General features: G+C 51.8%; 15 protein-coding genes. 12 read left to right on the top strand and 3 right to left on the bottom strand.

Annotated elements, in window-relative coordinates; genetic code table 11:
• Positions 1-17 precede the first annotated feature (17 nt).
• Both cheW and WN16_RS17540 read left to right on the top strand, forming a co-directional pair.
• A complete protein-coding gene (cheW, locus tag WN16_RS17545; RefSeq protein ID WP_003839146.1) occupies positions 18-521 on the top strand; it encodes a chemotaxis protein CheW in 504 nt (167 codons plus the stop codon).
• A 352-nt stretch (positions 522-873) separates the two neighbouring features.
• Positions 874-4434, top strand: coding sequence for an autotransporter outer membrane beta-barrel domain-containing protein (locus WN16_RS17540; protein WP_103790820.1), 3561 nt, complete (start codon positions 874-876; stop codon positions 4432-4434).
• Positions 4435-4544: 110 nt separating this feature from the next.
• Here WN16_RS17540 and WN16_RS17535 read toward each other — a convergent pair whose 3' ends face one another.
• Positions 4545-5816, bottom strand: coding sequence for a dicarboxylate/amino acid:cation symporter (locus tag WN16_RS17535; RefSeq protein WP_044701493.1), 1272 nt, complete (start codon positions 5814-5816; stop codon positions 4545-4547).
• A gap of 406 nt (positions 5817-6222) precedes the next feature.
• Between WN16_RS17535 and tar the strand changes: the two genes are divergently transcribed.
• From tar to WN16_RS17485, 10 genes are all read left to right on the top strand, one after another.
• The gene (gene tar, locus WN16_RS17530) at positions 6223-7878 is read left to right on the top strand and encodes a methyl-accepting chemotaxis protein II (protein ID WP_003833879.1); all 1656 of its coding nucleotides are present in this window, start codon (positions 6223-6225) and stop codon (positions 7876-7878) included.
• 43 nt (positions 7879-7921) lie between these two features.
• Positions 7922-9523 carry a methyl-accepting chemotaxis protein IV gene (gene tap / locus WN16_RS17525; RefSeq protein WP_044701491.1) on the top strand — a complete coding sequence of 534 codons (1602 nt, stop codon included), beginning with the start codon at positions 7922-7924 and terminating at the stop codon, positions 9521-9523.
• Positions 9524-9542: 19 nt separating this feature from the next.
• On the top strand, positions 9543-10415 hold the full coding sequence (gene cheR, locus WN16_RS17520; protein ID WP_003034649.1) for a protein-glutamate O-methyltransferase CheR: 873 nt from the start codon (positions 9543-9545) through the stop codon (positions 10413-10415).
• On the top strand, positions 10412-11461 hold the full coding sequence (locus tag WN16_RS17515) for a chemotaxis response regulator protein-glutamate methylesterase (protein ID WP_003034651.1): 1050 nt from the start codon (positions 10412-10414) through the stop codon (positions 11459-11461). Before cheR ends, WN16_RS17515 begins: the two co-directional genes overlap by 4 nt.
• Before the next feature lie 17 nt (positions 11462-11478).
• Entirely contained in the window at positions 11479-11868 is a 390-nt protein-coding gene (gene cheY, locus WN16_RS17510; protein WP_003034656.1) for a chemotaxis response regulator CheY, read from the top strand.
• Positions 11869-11878: 10 nt separating this feature from the next.
• Complete coding sequence (gene cheZ / locus WN16_RS17505; RefSeq protein WP_003034659.1) at positions 11879-12523, top strand: protein phosphatase CheZ; 645 nt, start codon at positions 11879-11881, stop codon at positions 12521-12523.
• Positions 12524-12681: 158 nt separating this feature from the next.
• Complete coding sequence (gene flhB / locus WN16_RS17500) at positions 12682-13833, top strand: flagellar biosynthesis protein FlhB (RefSeq protein ID WP_003034664.1); 1152 nt, start codon at positions 12682-12684, stop codon at positions 13831-13833.
• Positions 13826-15904: a flagellar biosynthesis protein FlhA gene (gene flhA, locus WN16_RS17495; protein ID WP_044701487.1), complete on the top strand. Its 2079-nt coding sequence runs from the start codon at positions 13826-13828 to the stop codon at positions 15902-15904. Before flhB ends, flhA begins: the two co-directional genes overlap by 8 nt.
• Positions 15904-16296, top strand: coding sequence for a flagellar protein FlhE (gene flhe / locus WN16_RS17490; protein WP_016150530.1), 393 nt, complete (start codon positions 15904-15906; stop codon positions 16294-16296). The genes flhA and flhe overlap by 1 nt, the downstream gene beginning before the upstream one ends.
• Positions 16297-16604: 308 nt before the next feature.
• Positions 16605-17744: a glycoside hydrolase family 105 protein gene (locus WN16_RS17485; protein WP_003034669.1), complete on the top strand. Its 1140-nt coding sequence runs from the start codon at positions 16605-16607 to the stop codon at positions 17742-17744.
• On the opposite strand, the gene mrdA is transcribed toward WN16_RS17485, so the two are convergent.
• Positions 17716-19653 carry a penicillin-binding protein 2 gene (mrdA, locus tag WN16_RS17480; protein WP_044701483.1) on the bottom strand — a complete coding sequence of 646 codons (1938 nt, stop codon included), beginning with the start codon at positions 19651-19653 and terminating at the stop codon, positions 17716-17718. The genes WN16_RS17485 and mrdA overlap by 29 nt on opposite strands.
• A 228-nt stretch (positions 19654-19881) precedes the next feature.
• Positions 19882-21615 carry an arginine--tRNA ligase gene (argS, locus tag WN16_RS17475; protein ID WP_003034673.1) on the bottom strand — a complete coding sequence of 578 codons (1734 nt, stop codon included), beginning with the start codon at positions 21613-21615 and terminating at the stop codon, positions 19882-19884.
• Positions 21616-21798: the final 183 nt, after the last annotated feature.

Genomic DNA, 21798 nt, shown 5'->3' with positions numbered 1-21798 from the left:
AGTGAGAAGGGAAGAATATGACCGGTATGAGTAATGTAACTAAACTGGCCGGCGAACCGTCAGGTCAGGAATTCCTCGTGTTTACGCTGGGGGATGAAGAGTACGGTATCGATATCCTGAAAGTGCAGGAAATCCGTGGTTATGATCAGGTGACGCGCATCGCTAACACGCCTGCATTTATCAAAGGCGTCACGAACCTGCGTGGTGTGATTGTGCCTATCGTCGACCTGCGCGTGAAATTTAGCCAGAGTGATGTGGATTACAACGAAAACACCGTGGTGATTGTGCTGAACCTGGGTCAGCGGGTGGTTGGGATTGTGGTGGATGGCGTTTCGGATGTGCTGTCGCTGACAACGGATCAAATCCGTCCGGCACCGGAGTTTGCGGTCACGCTGTCGACGGAATATTTGACGGGATTGGGTGCGCTGGGTGACCGGATGCTGATCCTGGTCAACATTGAGAAGCTGCTGAACAGCGAAGAAATGGCGCTGCTGGATATTGCCGCATCGCATATGGCATAAAGGTAGTCAATATTATCATTCTCTGTAATATTTAGCTGGCAGTTATTAAACGCCCTCCACAATATGGAGGGCGTTTTGCTTTTAATTTTGTGTGTAGGGAAGCCAAGTAATAATGGTTGTTTTATTTTAGTTTTGAATGTTTATTGTTATTTCATTTGCTTGGTTTATTTGTATTTTTTTCTTTAATTAAAACTGGCAAGTCCTTATAGTATCTATTGTTTGCTGGCGCATATAATATAATCTACAAGTGCAATATATAAATTATTAATTGGTTGAAATAATTTATATTGTTCATGAATATATAATGAATTTGTGCCTCCTGATTTTTCTATTGGCGTAGAGGGAACTAAATATGAATGCTATATATAATATAGTCTGGAGTACGGCGCGTAATATGTTTGTGGTTGCTGGTGAGTTTTCCCGCGGTAATAATGGACTGCGTAATAGCATCAAAATAACAGGCCTGGCAACATTAATAAGTACTGCTGCTGTTAATGCTGCAGAGTTAGGCCCACAAAACGGTGCATCAATTATTTTGAGTGATAATGAAGTCGTTACGGCTAGTGGACAAACAAATACCACGGGTGTTGAGAGCATCACGACCGGCGGTGATGGCTTACAGATTGAAGGAAAAGCAACTATCAACGTATCTGGTGAAACTCTGTCTACCGGGGTTTCACTGGATAATGGCACCAAAAATGATTTAGGCACGAATACCGAAGTTCATGTCGCCGATACGGATGGCACACAAAATTCAAGTAAAAATACTACCGGAATTTTGATTTCAGCTAATAACCCGGGTACAGAGGTAAAAGCATCTGGTATTAATATCGACGTTTCGGGTAAAAATAATGTTTATGGATTTAAAAATATAGGAAAAGACAGTAACGTCGATCTTGGTAGTGGAAGTTCTATTACAGCCATAACCGAAACTGATTATAGTATTAGTGGGATAGGTGATGCCCGCGGTGTTTATTTATTAGGCGGGAGTGGTACTTTCACCATGGATAATGGTTTTATCCATGCTACGAGTAAAGACAACACCGCGTGGGGGATTCAAAGCACGGGTAATGCTAAAATTGATTTAGGTAAAAATAGCCAGGTGGTTGTAGAGGGCAATAATATTGTAACCGGTATTGAGATAGGTACTGATGGTGTATTAGATGCCGATCAACTCACTATCACTGCAACAGGACTGGCAACAGATTATGGTTCTGTGACAGGTTTAAAGTTGGGTAAAAATAATCATGTTGATTTGGGAAATAACAGCAGAGTAACTATCAATGGCACCTCCGATCTTGCTGAAGGTATCTCGGTTATGGGTCCTGATGCTACGTTAATCGCCAATAATATGGATATTAATATCAGTACGACTCTGGACTGCCGCACAGGAGGGTGTACCACGCGTGGTATCGCTATTAATGAGGCCGGATCACGCATTGATTTGGGCAGCGGATCGACCATCTCAATCACCGGGTTCTATGATGGGGCTGGAGTAACGATAAACCCCGCGGCAAAAGGTTCTGAATTTATTGCTGATAATCTAACGATTGATGTAACAGGGTCTCAGGTAAATGCAATATCAATGAACACAGGTTTTATGGATTTAGGCCAAAACAGCATCATAAGCGCAGCCGGAGAGGCGACGACTCTCTGGGTGACGGGGGGCGAATTCCACGCGGATGCACTTATCGTCAATACCGCCCAGTCTGTGGGCATCATTGCGCAGGGGGGCGATGTGATGATTGGTGCAGGCAGCGTTGTTGACGGCAGAAGTTCAGCCAGGTCGGGCTCTGCGACCAGCGGTATCGCTGCGGCCTCCGGGAGTACTCTTGATTTTAAAGGGGATGCCGACAATCGAAATGTTATTTACGCGATCGATGGTTACGGCGTGTCATCCCAGTTCTACGGCGCAACGGTTAATATCGCGAATACCGATATTATCATGAGTGGGCAAAATAACCCTTACGGGCTTTGGGCGATAGGAAGTAATAATTTAAACCGTCCGGGAATAATTAATGGTGAAAACCTGACCATTGATGTGACAGCGAGTGGGGAAAATGGTTATGGCGCGGTGGTTCAGCAGGGCGGGGCAATATCGCTGATCGGTAACACCACCATTAAAACCCAGGATGGTGTCGCTATTTTTGTTCCGGTTGTTACCGACAGTGCGGGAAATCTCTTACCCGGCGGGACCGTGACTGGTTCAGGTGTAATGGATATTACGGGCAATATCATTAGCGCGGGTGAAGGCAGCATTTCACTGGATATGGCGTCTGGTTCGCGGTTTGTGGGGGAGACGTTTGTTAACACCGAGCCAACGGTAGACTCTTCGCTGAATCTCTCACTGGCTGAACAGACGCAATGGACAATTACCGGTGATTCTTCTTTAACTCAATTAAATAATGCTGGAGATATTGTATTTGATACTCCTTCATATAACGGACAGTTCAAGACGCTGACGATTAATGGAAATTATCATGGTGATAACAGTAATCTTTATCTGAACACGCAGTTAGGGGATGACAATTCACCGACGGATAAAGTGATTATCACAGGTGATACTTCCGGTAGCACGACGCTCTATGTCAATAATATCGGGGGAGAAGGGGCGTTAACAACGAAAGGTATTGAAGTGATTGATGTCGGCGGTCAGTCTGATGGCGTTTTTAGTCAGGGTAATCAGGTGCAGACAGGTTTGTATGAATACCGATTGTATGAAGATGGCGGTGACTGGTATTTGCGTTCGCAGGCTGTCCCGCCGATAGACCCGGATGATGGCGACGATGTTACACCGGTAGACCCGGATGATGGCGATGATGTTACGCCGATAGACCCGGATGATGGCGACGATGTTACACCGGTAGACCCGGATGATGGCGATGATGTTACGCCGGTAGACCCGGATGATGGCGATGATGTTACGCCGGTATACCCGGACGATGGTGGTGATATTAAACCGGTAGAACCGCAATATCGGGCTGATATTGGCGCTTATCTGGGCAACCAGTGGATGGCGCGTAATCTGCAAATGCAGACCCTTTATGATCGCGAAGGGAGTCAATTACGTACAGGTGACGGCGGTATGTGGCTGCGCTTTAAAGCGGGTGAAGCGTCGTCAACAGCTGCAGACGGTCATGTGGATATTGACAACACTTATTCGCAACTGCAAATCGGTGGTGATGTGCTTAGCTGGGATAATGGCGAGCAGAGCCTGAAGGCGGGGCTGATGGTGAGTTATATTCACGCCGACACGGACAGTACGGGTAACCGTGGTGCAGATGGGAGCCGGTTCTCTGCCAGTGGTAACGTAGCCGGTTATAATCTTGGCGCTTATGCCACCTGGTTTGCGGATGCGAAAAATCACAGCGGCCTGTACGTGGACAGTTGGTACCAGTACGGGCTCTACAATAACAGCGTCGATAACGGCGATGTCGGGTCAACAGATTATGATTCGGCGGCGAGCGCGGTCTCTCTGGAAACGGGCTATCGGTACGACATCATACTTGCAAACTATAATGTCGTCAGCCTGACGCCGCAGGCTCAGACGACATGGCAGCAATTTAAAGCGGATGCTGTCGCACAGAATGGAACGCGTATTGATGGACAAAACGGGGACAGCTGGACCACGCGCCTCGGACTGCGGGTAGATGGCAAGCTGCACAAGAATACGACGTCGGTGATCCAGCCGTTTGCAGAGGTGAACTGGTTACACACCAGTGATGATGTTGGCGTAGCATTTGATGGTGCTGAGGTGAAGCAGGATCTTCCGGCAGATCGCGCCGAGGTGAAAGTGGGTATCCAGGCGAATTTGAATAGCCAGTGGAGTATCACTGGACAAGTGGCGGGTCAAAAAGGACGTAATGACTATGGCGATCTCAGCGGTAGTTTGCTCGTACGTTATAGCTGGTAATTGATGTAAATTATCATCCAGGTATTGTTGAAATACCCCAGTCTATGGCTGGGGTAATCTTTGTTGATTTGCTGCTCTTGTTTACTTAGCTTGCTCTTGTCTTAAAAAAGCTAAGCCTTAATTTGTTCTGTGATGTTTTCTGAAGACTTGCTTTCTTCCAGTAAACCTTCATCCTGCGCCAGCATCGCCGTTGCAATCCCGTTACCTAATACGTTGATTGCTGAACGTCCCATATCCAGGAAGTGGTCAATACCCATCAGTAGCAGAATTCCGGCAACCGGAATATTGAAGCTCGGGATGGTTGCCGCCAGCACCACCAGTGCTGAACGTGGCACACCTGCAATTCCTTTGGACGCCAGCATCAGCGTCAGCATCAGGACGGTGATTTCTGCGAAAGAGAGGTGAATATTATAGGCCTGCGCGATAAACATGGAGGCAAATGAACAGTAGACCATGGAACCGACCAGGTTGAACGAATAACCGATAGGCAGCACGAATGACACGATGTTGGGTGAGCAGCCAAATTTAGTTAATTGCTCCAGCGTTTTCGGATAAGCGGCCTCAGAGCTGCTGGTGGTGAATGCGACCAGAACCGGGTCTTTCAGCATGCTCACCAGGCGAAAGACCTCTTTTTTCAGCATGACATAACCCACCGCCAACAGAACCAGGCAGGTCAGCAAAATCGCCACATAGTAGCCGCCGATAAACGATGCATAGTTAAGCAGGATCCCCAGACCTTGGGTAGAGATTACGGAAGAGATGGCGGCAAAAATTGCCAGCGGCGCGACGTACATCACGTAGCCGGTCACCTTCAGCATAATGTGGGAAACCACATCCAGCGCGGCAACCAGCGGAGCGTTAAATTTCTCTCCGAGCGATGCTCCACCAATACCGAAGAACATTGAGAACACCACGATTTGCAGGATCTCATTGTTAGCCATGGCCTCGGCTATGCTGGTTGGAATGGTATGTGTCAGAAAACCTTTCAGGCTCATGCCGCCTACGGCCAGACCGGTGTCGGTGGCTTCCAGCGGGATCGTAAGGTTTAACCCGCTCCCGGGTTGCTCAAGGGAAACCACAAACAGACCGACCAGAATAGACAATACAGAAGAGCTGATAAACCAGATCATCGCTTTGCCGCCCACGCGACCGATGGTGGACGTTTCCCCCAGGCGCATAATACCAACGGTCAGGGTGCTGAATACTAAAGGCGCAATCACCATCTTAATCAGACGTAAAAAGATGTCGGTGAGAAGCGTAATATTATCGGCCCAGGCGGTCACAACGCCGGGGGAGGCATAAGAGTGGATCACCGCACCCGACAGGATCCCCGCCAGCATGAAGATCACGATAAACAACGTGAGTTTGTTTGCATTTGCCACTAAAAAGCCCTCAGTAAGGATTTAACATTTATTGATCGGTTACTCATTTTTTATACTTATTAAGTGGTAACGAAGTATTCATCATATAAATTGGATTAAAGCGTAAACGGATACAACTTTTTTTAATTTTTTATCCATTTTGTTGTGGTATTTACGATGCATATGTGTGATCCAAATCACACAAAAAAGTGTATTTCAGCCAATCTGGCCGTGCTCACCGATGAGTATGAATGTTATTTGCATGATAATTATGGTGTTTTTATGTGAATAATTTGTGGTTGCTGCACACCAGTTTTACCTTCCCCTCGCCAGGCTTCACATCCCTTCAGGATTTCCTTTTTGCAAACGTAAAGTTATCTCTGCCACTGCCGATAACGTTGGTAACTCGTTTTCAGGAAGGTGCCTTATGTTTAACCGTATCCGCGTTGTCACAATGCTGATGATGGTGCTGGGGGTTTTCGCACTGCTACAGCTTGTTTCCGGTGGTCTGTTGTTTTCTTCATTGCAGCAGAATCAGCAAAGTTTTGTTATTTCTAACGATCTTCGACAGCAGCAAAGTGAACTCACCTCAACATGGGATCTGATGCTGCAAACACGAATCAATTTAAGCCGTTCTTCTGCGCGCATGATGATGGATGCGTCAAACCAGCAAAGCAGCGCCAAAAACGATCTGCTGAAGAATGCGAAAGCATCGCTGGCGCAGGCTGAAACGCATTACGCAAAATTTAAAAACATCACACCGTTGCCGGAAATGGCAGAAGCCAGCGGCAACGTTGAGGAAAAATATCAGCAGTACCATGCGGCCTTGGCAGAACTGGTTCAGTTTCTGGAAAGCGGCAATATGGACGCCTACTTTGCGCAGCCTACGCAGGGAATGCAAAACGCACTCGGCGAGGCGCTGGGCAAGTATGCCAGCGTTAGCGAAAAGCTTTACGTTCAGGCATTTGATCAAAGCGCGCGGGATTACCATTTCGCCCAATGGCAGCTTGGCGTGCTGGCCGTGGTGCTGGTGCTGATTCTGGTGGTGGTCTGGTACGGCATCCGTCATACCCTCCTTAATCCTCTGTCCCGTGTTATTGCCCATATTCGGGAAATCGCCAGCGGTAACCTGACCGCAACTCTTGCCGTTAGTGGTCGTAACGAAATCGGCGAGCTGGCCAGTACGGTTGATCATATGCAGCGCTCGCTGACGGAAACCGTCACTCTGGTGCGTGAAGGCTCTGATGCGATTTATTCCGGTACCAGCGAAATTGCCAGCGGAAACACGGACCTCTCATCTCGTACGGAACAGCAGGCGTCTGCGCTGGAAGAGACTGCAGCCAGCATGGAACAACTGACCGCAACCGTGAAGCAAAACGCGGACAATGCGCGTCAGGCCTCGCAACTGGCGAAAAGCGCCTCGGACACCGCGCAGCATGGCGGCAAAGTGGTTGATAGCGTGGTGAACACCATGCACGAAATTGCCGATAGCTCGAAGAAAATTGCCGACATCATTAGCGTCATCGATGGCATTGCCTTTCAGACCAACATTCTCGCACTGAACGCGGCGGTTGAAGCTGCCCGCGCCGGTGAGCAAGGCCGCGGCTTTGCCGTGGTGGCGGGCGAAGTGCGTAATCTGGCAAGCCGCAGTGCGCAGGCGGCGAAAGAGATTAAAGCATTGATTGAAGATTCCGTTTCCCGGGTTGATACCGGTTCTGTACTGGTAGAAAGCGCTGGGGAAACGATGAACGACATCGTCAATGCCGTGACGCGGGTGACCGATATCATGGGTGAGATTGCCTCGGCCTCCGACGAGCAAAGCCGGGGGATTGATCAGGTTGCGCTCGCGGTCTCTGAAATGGATCGCGTTACGCAGCAGAACGCCTCTTTGGTACAGGAGTCGGCTGCCGCAGCGGCCGCTCTTGAAGAACAGGCCAGTCGCCTGACGCAGTCGGTATCGACTTTCCGTCTTGCGTCACGTCCGGCCTCGACAAAACCACGCGATACACGATTACCTGCAGCGCCGAGCGCATCCTATCCGCGCCAGAGCATTGAACAAGATACGAATTGGGAAACATTTTGACTGACAGTTAAACCGCGGCCAGTGCCGCCTGATGGGAGCGTTGATGTTTAATCGTATTCGAATTTCGACCACGCTGTTTTTGATTTTAATCCTCTGCGGTGTTTTGCAGATTGGCAGTAATGGCTTGTCCTTCTGGGCATTTCGGGACGGTTTTCAGAACCTGAATCAGGTCGAACGGAGTAATCAGCAACGCGCTGCGCTGGCCCAAACTCGCGCTGTGTTATTACAGGCCAGTACGGCCCTTAATAAGGCAGGGACGCTGACCGCCCTGAGCTATCCGCCAGAGGACATCAAAACCCTGATGACCCTTGCGCGCGACAGCCTGGCGCAGTCTGAATTGATGTTTAAACGCTTTATGGCGACATCGGATTCGACGGAACAAGGCAAGGCGCTGTTTAGCGCGACGGAGAAAAGTTTCAACCAGTGGCACAGCGATCTCGTGCATCAGGCCACCTGGCTTGAAAACAATCAGTTGTCAGATTTTCTGACCGCGCCGGTGCAGGCGGCTCAAGATGCTTTTGATGCGAATGTGAATGCGTGGCAGAGCAACATCGACCGCGTGTTGCAAACGGCAGGAGAGCAGAGTCAGCGCAATTACCATATGTCGGGGGTGATTTTCGCCACTATGGTGGTCCTGGCAGCACTGCTCACCAGCGGTGCGCTGTTCTGGTCACGCAAGATGATTGTTCAGCCGCTGGCGATTATTGGCAGCCATTTCGACAGTATTGCCGCTGGGAATCTGGCACGGCCAGTAGCGGTTTATGGGCGCAATGAGATCTCGGCCATTTTTGCCAGCCTGCAGAAGATGCAAAAGGCATTACGCGAAACAGTAAATGACGTTCGTCAGGGCAGCTCAGCCATGCATAGCGGTATTTCAGAAATCGCGATGGGCAATAACGATTTATCTTCGCGAACCGAACAGCAGGCGGCCGCGCTGGCGCAAACGGCGGCCAGCATGGAACAACTTACCGCCACCGTCGGCCAGAACGCTGATAACGCGCGCCAGGCGTCAGGAATCGCCAAAAGTGCGGCAGACACAGCGCATAAAGGTGGCGAGCAGACGTCCCGGGTTGCCAGCACCATGCATGAGATTTCTGCCAGCTCGCAGAAAATCGGCGACATCATCGGCGTGATTGACAGCATTGCCTTCCAGACCAATATCCTGGCGTTGAATGCCGCGGTCGAGGCCGCCAGGGCAGGGGAGCAAGGGCGTGGTTTTGCCGTCGTCGCTGGTGAAGTGCGTAATCTGGCAAGCCGTAGCGCGCAGGCGGCGAAAGAAATTAAGGGGCTCATTGAGGAGTCAGTCACCCGGGTGCATCAGGGCTCGCAACTGGTGGATATGGCGTCGCGCACGATGACGGAAATTGTCAGTTCGGTGACCCGGGTTAACGACATCATGGGCGAGATTGCCTCGGCATCCGATGAACAGCGCAGAGGCATTGAGCAGGTGGCGCAGGCCGTCAGCCAGATGGACTCAGTGACGCAGCAAAACGCCGGGCTGGTGGAAGAAGCCGCATCCGCCACCGGACAACTCGCCACACAGGCCGATAATCTTTCCGCCTGTGTCGCATTTTTCAAGCTTGAAGAGCAAACCGTAGCAAAACAAGAGTTGGCGCAGCCGCAGGTTGTGCCCGTTGTATCCTGAATGTGATTGAGAAGGCGCTATGACATCATCTCTGCCCACCGGGCAAACGTCATTATTGTTACAGATGACACAGCGCCTCGCGCTGTCTGACGCGCATTTTCGTCGGATATGTCAATTAATCTACCAGCGTGCGGGGATCGTACTGGCCGACCACAAGCGGGATATGGTTTATAACCGCCTGGTCCGCCGTTTGCGTACCCTGGGGCTGGATGACTTTGGTCGCTATCTCAGCATGCTGGAAGCTAACCAGAACAGTGCTGAGTGGCAGGCTTTTATTAACTCCCTGACTACCAACCTGACCGCATTTTTTCGCGAAGGGCATCATTTTCCGGTGCTGTCAGATCATGCTCGTCGGCGCAGCGGTGAATACCGCGTCTGGAGCGCGGCGGCATCAACCGGAGAAGAGCCCTACAGCATTGCGATTACGCTTGCCGATACCTTAGGTATGGCACCGGGCCGCTGGCGCGTTTTTGCCAGCGACATTGATACCGAAGTGCTGGAAAAGGCCAGAAACGGCATTTACCGCCTCGATGAGCTAAAGACGCTGTCACCCCAGCAGTTGCAGCGTTATTTCATGCGCGGCACCGGGCCGCATGAAGGGCTGGTACGAGTTCGGCAGGAACTGGCAGGTCATGTTGAATTTTCCAGCGTCAATTTACTGGATAAGCAGTACAACGTGCCTGGCCCTTTTGATGCCATATTTTGCCGTAACGTGATGATCTATTTCGATAAAACGACGCAGCAGGACATTTTGCACCGTTTTGTTCCACTTCTTAAACCTGACGGACTGCTGTTTGCAGGTCATTCAGAAAACTTTAGCAACCTTGTGCGCGAGTTTAGCCTGCGTGGACAGACCGTGTATGCGCATGCGCCAGGTAAGGATAAAGCATGAGTAAAATCAGGGTGTTGTCGGTAGATGATTCTGCATTGATGCGTCAAATCATGACCGAAATTATTAACAGCCACAGTGATATGGAAATGGTGGCGACGGCGCCGGATCCGTTGGTCGCCCGGGATTTAATCAAAAAATACAATCCCGACGTCCTGACGCTGGATGTGGAAATGCCGCGCATGGACGGCCTCGATTTCCTTGAGAAGTTGATGCGCCTGCGTCCAATGCCGGTGGTTATGGTTTCTTCACTGACCGGTAAAGGTTCTGAGGTCACGCTGCGGGCCCTGGAACTGGGGGCGATTGACTTTGTCACCAAGCCTCAGTTGGGGATCCGCGAAGGCATGCTGGCGTATAGCGAGATGATTGCGGAGAAAATCCGCACCGCATCGCGGGCAAAACTGGCCGCCCACAAACCCTTGGCGGCACCGACGACCTTGAAAACGGGGCCATTACTCAGTTCAGAAAAACTGCTGGTCATCGGCGCCTCAACCGGAGGAACAGAGGCAATTCGCCATGTACTCCAGCCATTGCCGCTTTCAAGTCCCGGTATTCTTATTACCCAGCATATGCCGCCAGGATTTACCCGTTCGTTCGCCGAACGTCTGAACAAACTGTGTCAGATTACCGTAAAAGAGGCAGAGGACGGAGAGCGCGTTCTCCCTGGGCATGCGTATATCGCGCCTGGCGACAAGCATATGGAGCTGGCGCGCAGCGGCGCGAACTATCAAATCAAAATTCATGACGGTCCGCCGGTTAACCGGCACCGGCCCTCAGTGGATGTGCTGTTTCATTCGGTGGCGAAACATGCGGGGCGTAATGCCGTTGGGGTGATCCTGACCGGTATGGGCAACGATGGCGCAGCCGGAATGTTAGCGATGAACCAGGCGGGTGCCTGGACCATTGCGCAAAACGAAGCAAGTTGTGTGGTGTTCGGCATGCCGCGCGAGGCCATCAATATGGGTGGCGTAAGCGAAGTGGTCGATCTTAGCCAGGTGAGCCAGCAAATGCTGGTGAAAATTAGTGCCGGACAGGCAATACGTATTTGAATCAGGAGTTTATTTTTATGGCGGATAAAGAGCTTAAGTTTTTGGTTGTGGATGACTTTTCCACCATGCGTCGCATCGTGCGTAACCTGCTTAAAGAGCTGGGATTCAACAATGTTGAAGAGGCTGAAGATGGCGTGGATGCGCTGAACAAGCTGCAGGCAGGGGGATTCGGTTTTGTTATTTCTGACTGGAACATGCCGAACATGGATGGACTGGAACTGCTGAAAACCATCCGTGCAGATGGTGGGATGGCTTCTCTGCCGGTGCTGATGGTCACGGCGGAAGCGAAAAAAGAGAACATCATTGCGGCGGCGCAGGCAGGCGCCAGTGGCTATGTCGTGAAACCGTTCACGGCGGCGACGCTGGAAGAAAAACTGAATAAAATCTTTGAGAAACTGGGCATGTGAGGGTGTGATGATGATGCAACCACAAATTAAACCTGCTGACGAACACTCTGCAGGGGACATCATCGCGCGCATCGGCAGTTTGACCCGAATGCTGCGCGACAGCCTGCGTGAACTGGGGCTGGATCAGGCCATTGCCGAAGCGGCAGAAGCAATTCCCGATGCCCGCGATCGTCTCGATTACGTTGTACAGATGACCGCTCAGGCGGCAGAGCGCGCGCTGAACAGCGTCGAAGCTTCGCAGCCGCACCAGGACGCGATGGAAAAAGGGGCCAAAGACCTGACCAAACGCTGGGATGAATGGTTCGAAAATCCGATCGAACTGTCAGACGCTCGTGAACTGGTCACCGATACCCGTCAGTTCCTTGGTGATGTGCCCGGACATACCAGCTTTACCAATGCCCAGTTGCTGGACATCATGATGGCGCAGGATTTCCAGGATCTCACCGGACAGGTCATCAAGCGCATGATGGATGTTATCCAGGAAATTGAACGTCAGCTGCTGATGGTTCTGTTGGAAAACATTCCGGAACAGGGCGCTCGTCCAAAACGTGAAAACGAAAGCTTGCTGAACGGCCCGCAGGTTGACGCCTCGAAAGCTGGCGTAGTGGCAAGCCAGGATCAGGTTGACGACCTGCTGGATAGCCTCGGGTTCTGATGAGTATTTGCCGGATGTGAGGCGTGGGCCTCTCATCCGGCTTACGCGCAATACTGCTTAAAGCCATAAATCCCGTCTTTTTTACCGCTTACTCTTCCCATTGCTGGATAGCTGTTCTGGCATCATTCTCGCCTATATCTCTATCCAGGGTCTGATGCGTGGCAGAAGAAAGCGACGACGACAAAACAGAAGCCCCCACACCCCACCGACTTGAAAAAGCGCGGGAAGAAGGGCAGATCCCCCGATCCAAAGAGCTAACCTCACTACTTATTTTGCTGGTGGGCGTGTGCATTATCTGGATTGGCGGGGAGTCGCTTGCCCGCAGGCTGGCCGGTATGCTGTCGGCCGGATTACGTTTTGACCACAGTATGGTCAACGATCCAAACCTGATCCTCAGCCAAATCATCCTGCTGATTAAAGACGCGATGATTGCGCTGTTGCCGTTGATTACCGGCGTCGTTCTGGTGGCATTAATCTCCCCGGTGATGCTTGGCGGCTTGATTTTCAGCGGTAAATCCCTGCAACCCAAATTCTCTAAGCTGAATCCGTTGCCGGGCATTAAGCGCATGTTTTCCGCGCAAACCGGCGCAGAACTGCTCAAAGCGATACTGAAGTCGACGTTAGTGGGCAGCGTGGCCGGGTTTTATCTCTGGCACAAGTGGCCAGAGATGATGCGGCTGATGGCGGAATCTCCGATTACGGCGATGGGCAACGCCCTGGATTTAGTCGGCATGTGCGCGTTGTTGGTGGTGCTTGGTGTCATTCCGATGGTGGGATTCGACGTTTTTTTCCAGATTTACAGCCATCTGAAAAAGCTGCGCATGTCGCGCCAGGATATCCGTGACGAATTTAAGCAAAGCGAAGGTGACCCGCACGTTAAGGGCAAAATTCGCCAAATGCAGCGCGCGGCCGCTCAGCGTCGCATGATGGCGGATGTACCAAAAGCAGACGTTATTGTCACTAACCCTACGCACTACTCAGTGGCGTTGAAGTATGACGAGAACAAAATGAGTGCGCCGAAAGTTGTCGCTAAGGGGGCCGGGCTGGTTGCGCTGCGCATTCGTGAAATTGGCGCAGAGCACCGTGTCCCTACGTTAGAAGCGCCACCACTGGCGCGTGCGCTCTATCGCCATGCTGAAATTGGTCAGCAAATACCGGGTCAATTATATGCCGCCGTTGCCGAAGTGCTGGCATGGGTATGGCAGCTAAAACGCTGGCGTCTGGCTGGCGGCAAACGTCCACCACAACCTGAAAACCTTCCGGTGCCTGAAGCACTGGATTTCATGAACGAGAAGAATACTGATGGCTAATCTGGTCGCGATGCTGCGTCTGCCCAGCAACCTGAAATCCACGCAATGGCAAATCCTTGCCGGACCGATCCTCATCCTGCTGATCCTGTCGATGATGGTGCTGCCGCTGCCGGCTTTCGTCCTCGATTTGCTGTTCACATTTAACATTGCGCTGTCGATCATGGTACTGCTGGTGGCGATGTTCACCCAGCGTACGCTGGAATTTGCCGCATTCCCGACGATTTTGCTGTTTACCACATTATTACGCCTGGCGCTGAACGTCGCGTCGACCCGTATCATTTTGATGGAAGGACACACCGGCGCGGCGGCGGCGGGGAAGGTGGTTGAAGCTTTTGGTCACTTCCTGGTGGGCGGTAACTTTGCGATCGGTATCGTGGTCTTCGTCATTCTCGTCATCATTAACTTTATGGTAATCACCAAAGGTGCAGGGCGTATCGCCGAGGTTGGCGCGCGCTTCGTGCTGGATGGTATGCCCGGCAAGCAGATGGCGATTGATGCGGATTTGAATGCCGGTCTGATTGGCGAAGATGAAGCTAAAAAACGACGCTCGGAAGTGACCCAGGAAGCGGATTTTTACGGCTCAATGGACGGTGCGAGTAAATTCGTCCGTGGAGACGCCATTGCCGGTATTTTGATCATGGTGATCAACGTAGTCGGCGGTCTGTTAGTTGGGGTGTTGCAGCATGGTATGAGCATGGGCAGCGCTGCGGAAAGTTATACCCTGCTGACCATCGGTGACGGGCTGGTGGCACAAATTCCTGCTCTGGTTATCTCTACCGCTGCGGGCGTGATCGTGACCCGCGTGAGTACCGACCAGGACGTAGGCGAACAGATGGTGACCCAACTGTTCAGCAATCCTAGTGTCATGTTGCTCAGTGCGGCGGTACTTGGACTTTTGGGCCTGGTTCCGGGCATGCCGAACCTGGTGTTTCTGATGTTTACTGCCGCATTGCTGGGCCTGGCCTGGTGGATGCGCGGTCGTGAGCAAAAAGTGCCAGATGAACCGCAGCCGGTGAAAATGCCGGAAAACAACTCCGTGGTGGAAGCCACGTGGAACGACGTGCAGTTGGAAGATTCGCTGGGAATGGAGGTAGGTTATCGCCTGATCCCAATGGTGGACTTTCAGCAGGATGGCGAGTTACTGGGGCGAATTCGCAGTATTCGTAAGAAATTCGCTCAGGATATGGGCTTCCTGCCGCCGGTGGTACACATCCGTGACAATATGGATCTGCAGCCGGCCCGCTATCGAATTTTGATGAAAGGGGTAGAAATTGGCAGCGGTGATGCCTATCCGGGACGCTGGCTGGCCATTAACCCGGGTACTGCTGCCGGGTCGCTGCCGGGCGAGAAAACGGTCGATCCGGCTTTCGGACTGGACGCTATCTGGATTGAAAGCGCATTGAAGGAACAGGCGCAGATTCAGGGCTTTACGGTGGTTGAAGCCAGTACAGTTGTCGCTACGCATCTAAATCACCTGATTGGCCAGTTTGCCGCTGAGCTGTTTGGCCGTCAGGAAGCGCAGCAGTTACTGGATCGAGTGTCGCAGGAAATGCCAAAGCTGACGGAAGATCTGGTGCCGGGCGTTGTGACGCTCACCACGCTGCATAAAGTGCTGCAGAACTTACTGGACGAGAAAGTACCGATTCGTGATATGCGCACCATTCTTGAAACGCTGGCGGAACATGCGCCGCTGCAAAACGATCCGCATGAGCTTACCGCGGTCGTCCGTGTTGCGTTGGGACGCGCCATCACTCAGCAGTGGTTCCCGGGTAATGAAGAGGTTCAGGTTATCGGTCTTGATACTCCGCTCGAGCGTTTGCTGCTGCAAGCGCTGCAGGGGGGGGGTGGCCTGGAGCCTGGGCTTGCAGACCGCCTGCTGGCCCAAACACAGGAAGCGCTGTCCCGGCAGGAAATGTTGGGCGCGCCGCCGGTCTTGCTGGTTAATCACGCGTTGCGTCCGCTGCTGGCGCGGTTTTTACGTCGCAGCATCCCGCAGTTGGTGGTGTTATCGAACATGGAGCTTTCCGATAACCGCCATATCCGCATGACAGCGACCATTGGAGGTAAATAATGCGCAAGTTACTGTGGTTGTTGTTTTTTCCTCTGGTGGCGCAGGCCGCCGGAGAAGGGGCCTGGCAGGCAAGCGGTATGGGGATCACCTTAAATCACCGTGGCCAGTCAGCCTCGTCTGAGCCTTTGGTTCCTGGCCAGCCGGTCTCAGGCTTAATGACGCTGGTAGCCTGGCGCTATGAGCTGAATGGCCCCACGCCCGCAGGTCTGCGGGTGCGTTTATGTTCTCAGTCCCGTTGTGTCGAGCTGGATGGGCAAAGTGGGACCACCAACGGGTTCAATAATGTTCCGGCCATTGAACCGATGCATTTTGTCTGGGAAGTCCCCGGCGGTGGTCGCCTGATCCCCGCGTTACGCATTCAGAGCAATCAGGTGATTGTGAACTACCGTTAACACCCTCCGTCATTCAGACCAGCAGTTGAAACTGCTGGTTGTTTCAATATTCCAGTCTCTCATTCAATTAAATAGAAACGCAGTTTTATAAAATAAGTGACGTACGTTGCCGGACTCTTTGTATTGTTGCCATTCCACGAACCCTTCTGGCAGAAATAGAAAGGTTTCACTTCCTGTTTGCTTTTACTGTGCCCCTATAAGGATGCCCATTGTCAAAGCGAGGATTGCGGGGCCTCCCAAATACAGCTGCTGCGCCGCAACAGGGGCAGGTCACAGCATTGAATCCGACATTGACAGAGGTTAAGTAAATGATTGTTTACCCGGTTAAACATAGCCCGTTGTTGCGCCAGCCAGAACATTTTATTGCCAGGGATGAATTAAAAACGCTGATCAAAAAGGTGACGCATAACCTGGTCAATATTCATGACGAAACTGGTGAGTTCTTGCTGCGTCTGGACGATGGACGCGTAATTGATACCAAAGGCTGGGCGGGATGGGAGTGGACGCACGGCGTCGGCTTGTACGGGATGTATCAGTACTATCTGCAAACCGGCGATGAAACGATACGCGATATCATCGATAGCTGGTTTGCCGATCGCTTTGCTGAAGGTGCAACCACCAAAAACGTTAACACCATGGCGCCATTTTTAACGTTGGCGTATCGCTATGAAGAGACGCGTAATCCAGCGTATCTACCGTGGCTCGACAGCTGGGCTGAGTGGGCAATGCATGAGATGCCGCGTACCGAGTTCGGCGGTATGCAACACATTACGCTGGCGGAAGAAAACCACCAGCAGATGTGGGATGACACGCTGATGATGACGGTTCTACCGCTGGCGAAGATTGGCAAGTTACTCAATCGCCCTGACTACATCGAAGAGGCAACGTATCAGTTCCTGCTGCACGTGCAAAACCTGATGGATAAAGACACGGGACTGTGGTTCCACGGCTGGAGCTATGAAGGAAATCATAACTTTGCCAATGCCCGCTGGGCGCGTGGCAACAGTTGGTTAACTATCGTGATCCCGGACTTCCTCGAATTACTTGATTTACCAGAAAACAATGCCGTTCACCGCTATCTGGTACAGGTCCTGAACGCACAAATCGCGGCGCTGGCGAAATGCCAGGATGAAAGTGGGTTGTGGCATACCTTGCTGGACGACCCGCAGTCGTATCTGGAAGCATCGGCAACTGCCGGATTTGCTTATGGGATCCTCAAAGCTGTACGTAAACGCTATGTTGGGCAAGAGTATACGCTGGTGGCCGAAAAAGCCATTCGTGGCATTGTGCAGCATATTTCACCGGAAGGTGAACTGCTGCACACCTCGTTTGGCACCGGGATGGGACACAATCTCGATTTCTACCGCAACATCCCTCGGACTTCTATGCCTTACGGACAAGCGATGGCGATGCTGTGTCTTACCGAATACTTGCGTAAGTATTTTTGATATCGGTATTCGATGGCGCTAACGCTATCGGACCTGATGGTTGAGTCGTCACTGTGTGTACCGTGTTGTCCTGCGGGGCAAAGAGATGATCCATGATTTGACGCATAACCGGCGCGGCGGTGACACCATCGCTGCCGCCGTTTTCCAGAATTAACGCCACCGCGACCTTCGGGTTCTTATAGGGCGCAAATGCGGTATAGAACACGTGGTCGCGCAAGCGGACAGGGATCATCTTCGCATTGTAGGTCTGATTTTCTTTCAGGCTAAAGACCTGCGAGGTGCCGCTTTTCGCCGCAATGCCGTAAGGTGCTGTGTGAAAGAACTTATAACCTGTACCATTTGGTTCATTCGCCATGCCGAACATCGCCTGACGCACCAGTCCCCAGTAGGGTGACGAGGCTGAGGCGATTTGTGACGGTGCTTCTGGAGCCTGATACGGCGTGAAGGTTTTGCCATTTTCTTCATCGAGTAGCAGGTGAGGGACGATAACCTTGCCGTTGTTAATCAGTGCGACCATGGCTTTGACCATCTGGATAGGAGTGGCAATCCAGTAGCCCTGGCCGATGCCAACTGAGATAGTATCCCCCTGATACCAGGCTTTTTTATGCACTTTTTGCTTCCATTCACGGCTCGGGAGCAGGCCGTTATACTCCTCATCAAGATCGATACCGGTCGGTTTACCGTAACCAAACTGGCTGAGCATGCTGTTAATCCGGTCGATCCCCATCATATACGCTACCTGATAGAAGAACGTATCGGCAGACTCTTCTATCGCTTTGGTGACATCCAGCATACCGTGGCCCGTTTTTTTCCAGTCACGGTAATGTCGCTCGGTGCCGGGTAGCGTCCAGGTAGGAGCACCGAAGAAACTGGTCTGCGGCGTGATCACACCGTTTAGTAATGCTGACATCGCCATATACGGTTTGACCGTTGAAGCGGGGGGGTACAATCCCTGTGTGACGCGGTTGATTAATGGCAGGTCTTTATCCTGGAGTAGCTTGTTATAGTCCTGATAGCTAATGCCTTTGACAAACGGATTAGGGTCATAGCTGGGGTTTGAGACCATCGCCAGTACAGAACCGTCGTGTGGATCTTCAACTAAAACGGCGGCACGCTGGCCAGCCAACAAGCTCTCAATATATTGCTGTAAATGTAAATCCAGCGTCAAATGGATATTTTTTCCGGCAACGGGCGGCACATCTTTGAGCAGGCGTACGATGCGTCCGTGGTTATCTACTTCCACCTCCTGATAACCGGTCTTTCCATGCAGTTCATTTTCGTAATAGCGCTCAATACCTTGCTTACCGATATTGTGATCGGCGGCGTAGTTCTCAGCCTGACCCTTTTGATCCAGAGCTTTCAGGTCGTTGTCATTGATTTTTGAAACATAGCCAAGGACATGTGCCAGCGCCGCGCCATAGGGATACTGGCGGTCTTCGTAGCTATTGATGTTTACGCCGCTAAAATGAAACTGGTTTACCGAGAAACGGGCGATTTCCACATCGGTAAGCGCATTTTTTAGCACGACCGGACGATAGCGGCTGCTGGCTTTTAGCTCATGGCGAAACTGATCAATATCATCAGGAGTGAGGTCAACGATGGGCGTGAGCTGCTGGATTAACGCATTCATATCGCTGATTTTATAAGGCGTAACGGAAATATCGTACCAGGTGACGTTGCGCACCAGCGGGATGCCGTTGCGATCGTAAATCATGCCACGCGTGGGGGCGACGGGTAGCATTTTGATGTCGTTTGCATTCGACCGGGTGGTGTAATACTGGTGCTGACAGATTTGTAAGTTATACAGATTGTAAATCAGGATGCCAAAACAGATGACCACCAGGCCAAAGGCCACCAATACACGCCGCTGAAAGAGTTTTTCTTCCGCCTCAAAATCTCTGAATGTCATTGACCCGTACCCGATTAATTCGCCGCCTAATGATACGGAGGCTTAAACGGGATGACAGGCAAAAAATGTTCCATATCTCTAGGGAAATGTGTCATTCCTTGTGGGCTGTTACAAATTACAGTGAACGTCGCCGCTTCTCGTAGGCCTGATTGCGCTGCCTATGAGAACGGGTCAGGGAAAATAAAAAAGCCCGCGACATAGCGCGGGCTTTCACATTACTTGAGGTAATTACATACGTTCTACGGTTTCGATACCCAGTGTATCCAGACCCAGCTTCAGGGTTTTCGCCGTCAGCTGTGCCAGTTTCAGCCGGCTGTTACGAATCTCTTCGTTTTCAGCGCTGAGGATAGGGCAGTGCTCGTAGAAGCCAGAGAACAGACCGGCAACGTCGTACAGGTAAGCACACATCACGTGCGGTGTACCTTCACGCGCAACGACGGTCAGCGTTTCTTCAAACTGCAGCAGACGCGCAGCCAGCTGAGCCTCGCGATCTTCGTTGATAATCACCTGCGCATTTGCCAGCGCGCTTTCGTCGATATCCGCTTTACGGAATACGGACAGTACGCGGGTGTAAGCATACTGCATGTACGGAGCGGTATTGCCTTCGAACGCCAGCATGTTGTCCCAGTCGAAGATATAGTCGGTGGTACGGTTTTTGGACAGATCCGCGTATTTCACCGCACCGATACCGACCGCATTTGCCAGCTTTTCCAGCTCATCGGCAGGCATGTCCGGGTTCTTCTCCGCGACCAGACGACGTGCGCGCTCCAGCGCTTCATCCAGCAGATCGGCCAGTTTAACCGTGCCGCCAGCGCGGGTTTTGAACGGTTTACCGTCTTTACCCAGCATCATACCGAACATGTGGTGTTCCAGCGGCACCGAATCCGGCACATAACCAGCTTTACGTACGATGGTCCAGGCCTGCATTAAGTGCTGATGCTGACGAGAGTCGATGTAATACAGTACGCGATCGGCATGCAGGGTTTCGTAACGATACTTGGCACAGGCGATGTCGGTTGTGGTGTAGAGATAGCCGCCATCTTTCTTCTGAATGATAACGCCCATCGGTTCGCCTTCCTTGTTTTTATACTCATCAAGGAATACGACGGTAGCGCCTTCGCTTTCAACAGCCAGGCCTTTGGCTTTGAGATCGGCCACGATGCCAGGCAGCATCGGGTTGTACAGGCTCTCGCCCATGACGTCGTCACGGGTCAGGGTAACGTTGAGGCGATCGTAGGTTAACTGGTTCTGTGACATGGTAATGTCGACCAGTTTACGCCACATCTCACGGAAGTATTCGTCGCCGCCTTGCAGCTTCACGACATAGCTACGAGCGCGTTCCGCGAAGGCTTCATCTTCGTCGTAATGTTTTTTCGCGTCACGGTAGAAACCTTCCAGGTCAGCCAGCGCCATCTCTCCGGCATTTTCCTGCTGCTGTTTTTCCAGCCATGCGATGAGCATACCGAACTGAGTTCCCCAGTCGCCGACGTGGTTGGCGCGGATAACCTTGTGACCAAGGAATTCCAGCGTACGCACCGCCGCGTCACCGATGATGGTGGAACGCAGGTGACCAACGTGCATCTCTTTCGCTACGTTAGGCGCGGAGTAGTCAACCACGACGGTTTGTTTAGTCGGTTGGGTGACGCCCAGACGATCGGAAGCCAGCGCCTGCTGAACGTGCTGCGCCAGAAATGCCGGGTCGAGAAAAATGTTGATAAAGCCCGGGCCTGCAATTTCAACTTTGCTGGCAATCCCGTTGAGATCCAGATGAGTCAGCACCTGCTCAGCCAGTTGTCGCGGCGCCATACCCAGTTTTTTAGCGACAGCCATCATGCCGTTAGCTTGATAGTCGCCGAACTGTACTTTTGCTGACTGACGAACCTGTGGTTCGCAATCTGCAGGCGCGCCTGCAGCAATCATGGCCTGACTGACTTTTTCTGAGAGAAGAGCCTGAATATTCACCGGAATACCTTACATTTATGAAGCGGTCTAAAATTCACCGCACCAGTTTAAGAATTAAGGGCGGGAGTATACTGCAAATGCCCGTTGCCGTCAGCATTGTGTGTACCGCCAGTAGCCTGAAATATAAACCATGCAATGGCGTAAATTTATCCATGATGTGTTCGGAGAAAACAGCGGTTGGAT

Source organism: Citrobacter sp. ABFQG (assembly GCF_004322975.1).
In the GTDB taxonomy this organism is placed as follows: Bacteria; Pseudomonadota; Gammaproteobacteria; order Enterobacterales; family Enterobacteriaceae; genus Citrobacter; species Citrobacter freundii.
Note: the sequence above shows the minus strand (reverse complement) of the source record. Positions and strands in the feature narration are given on the sequence as shown.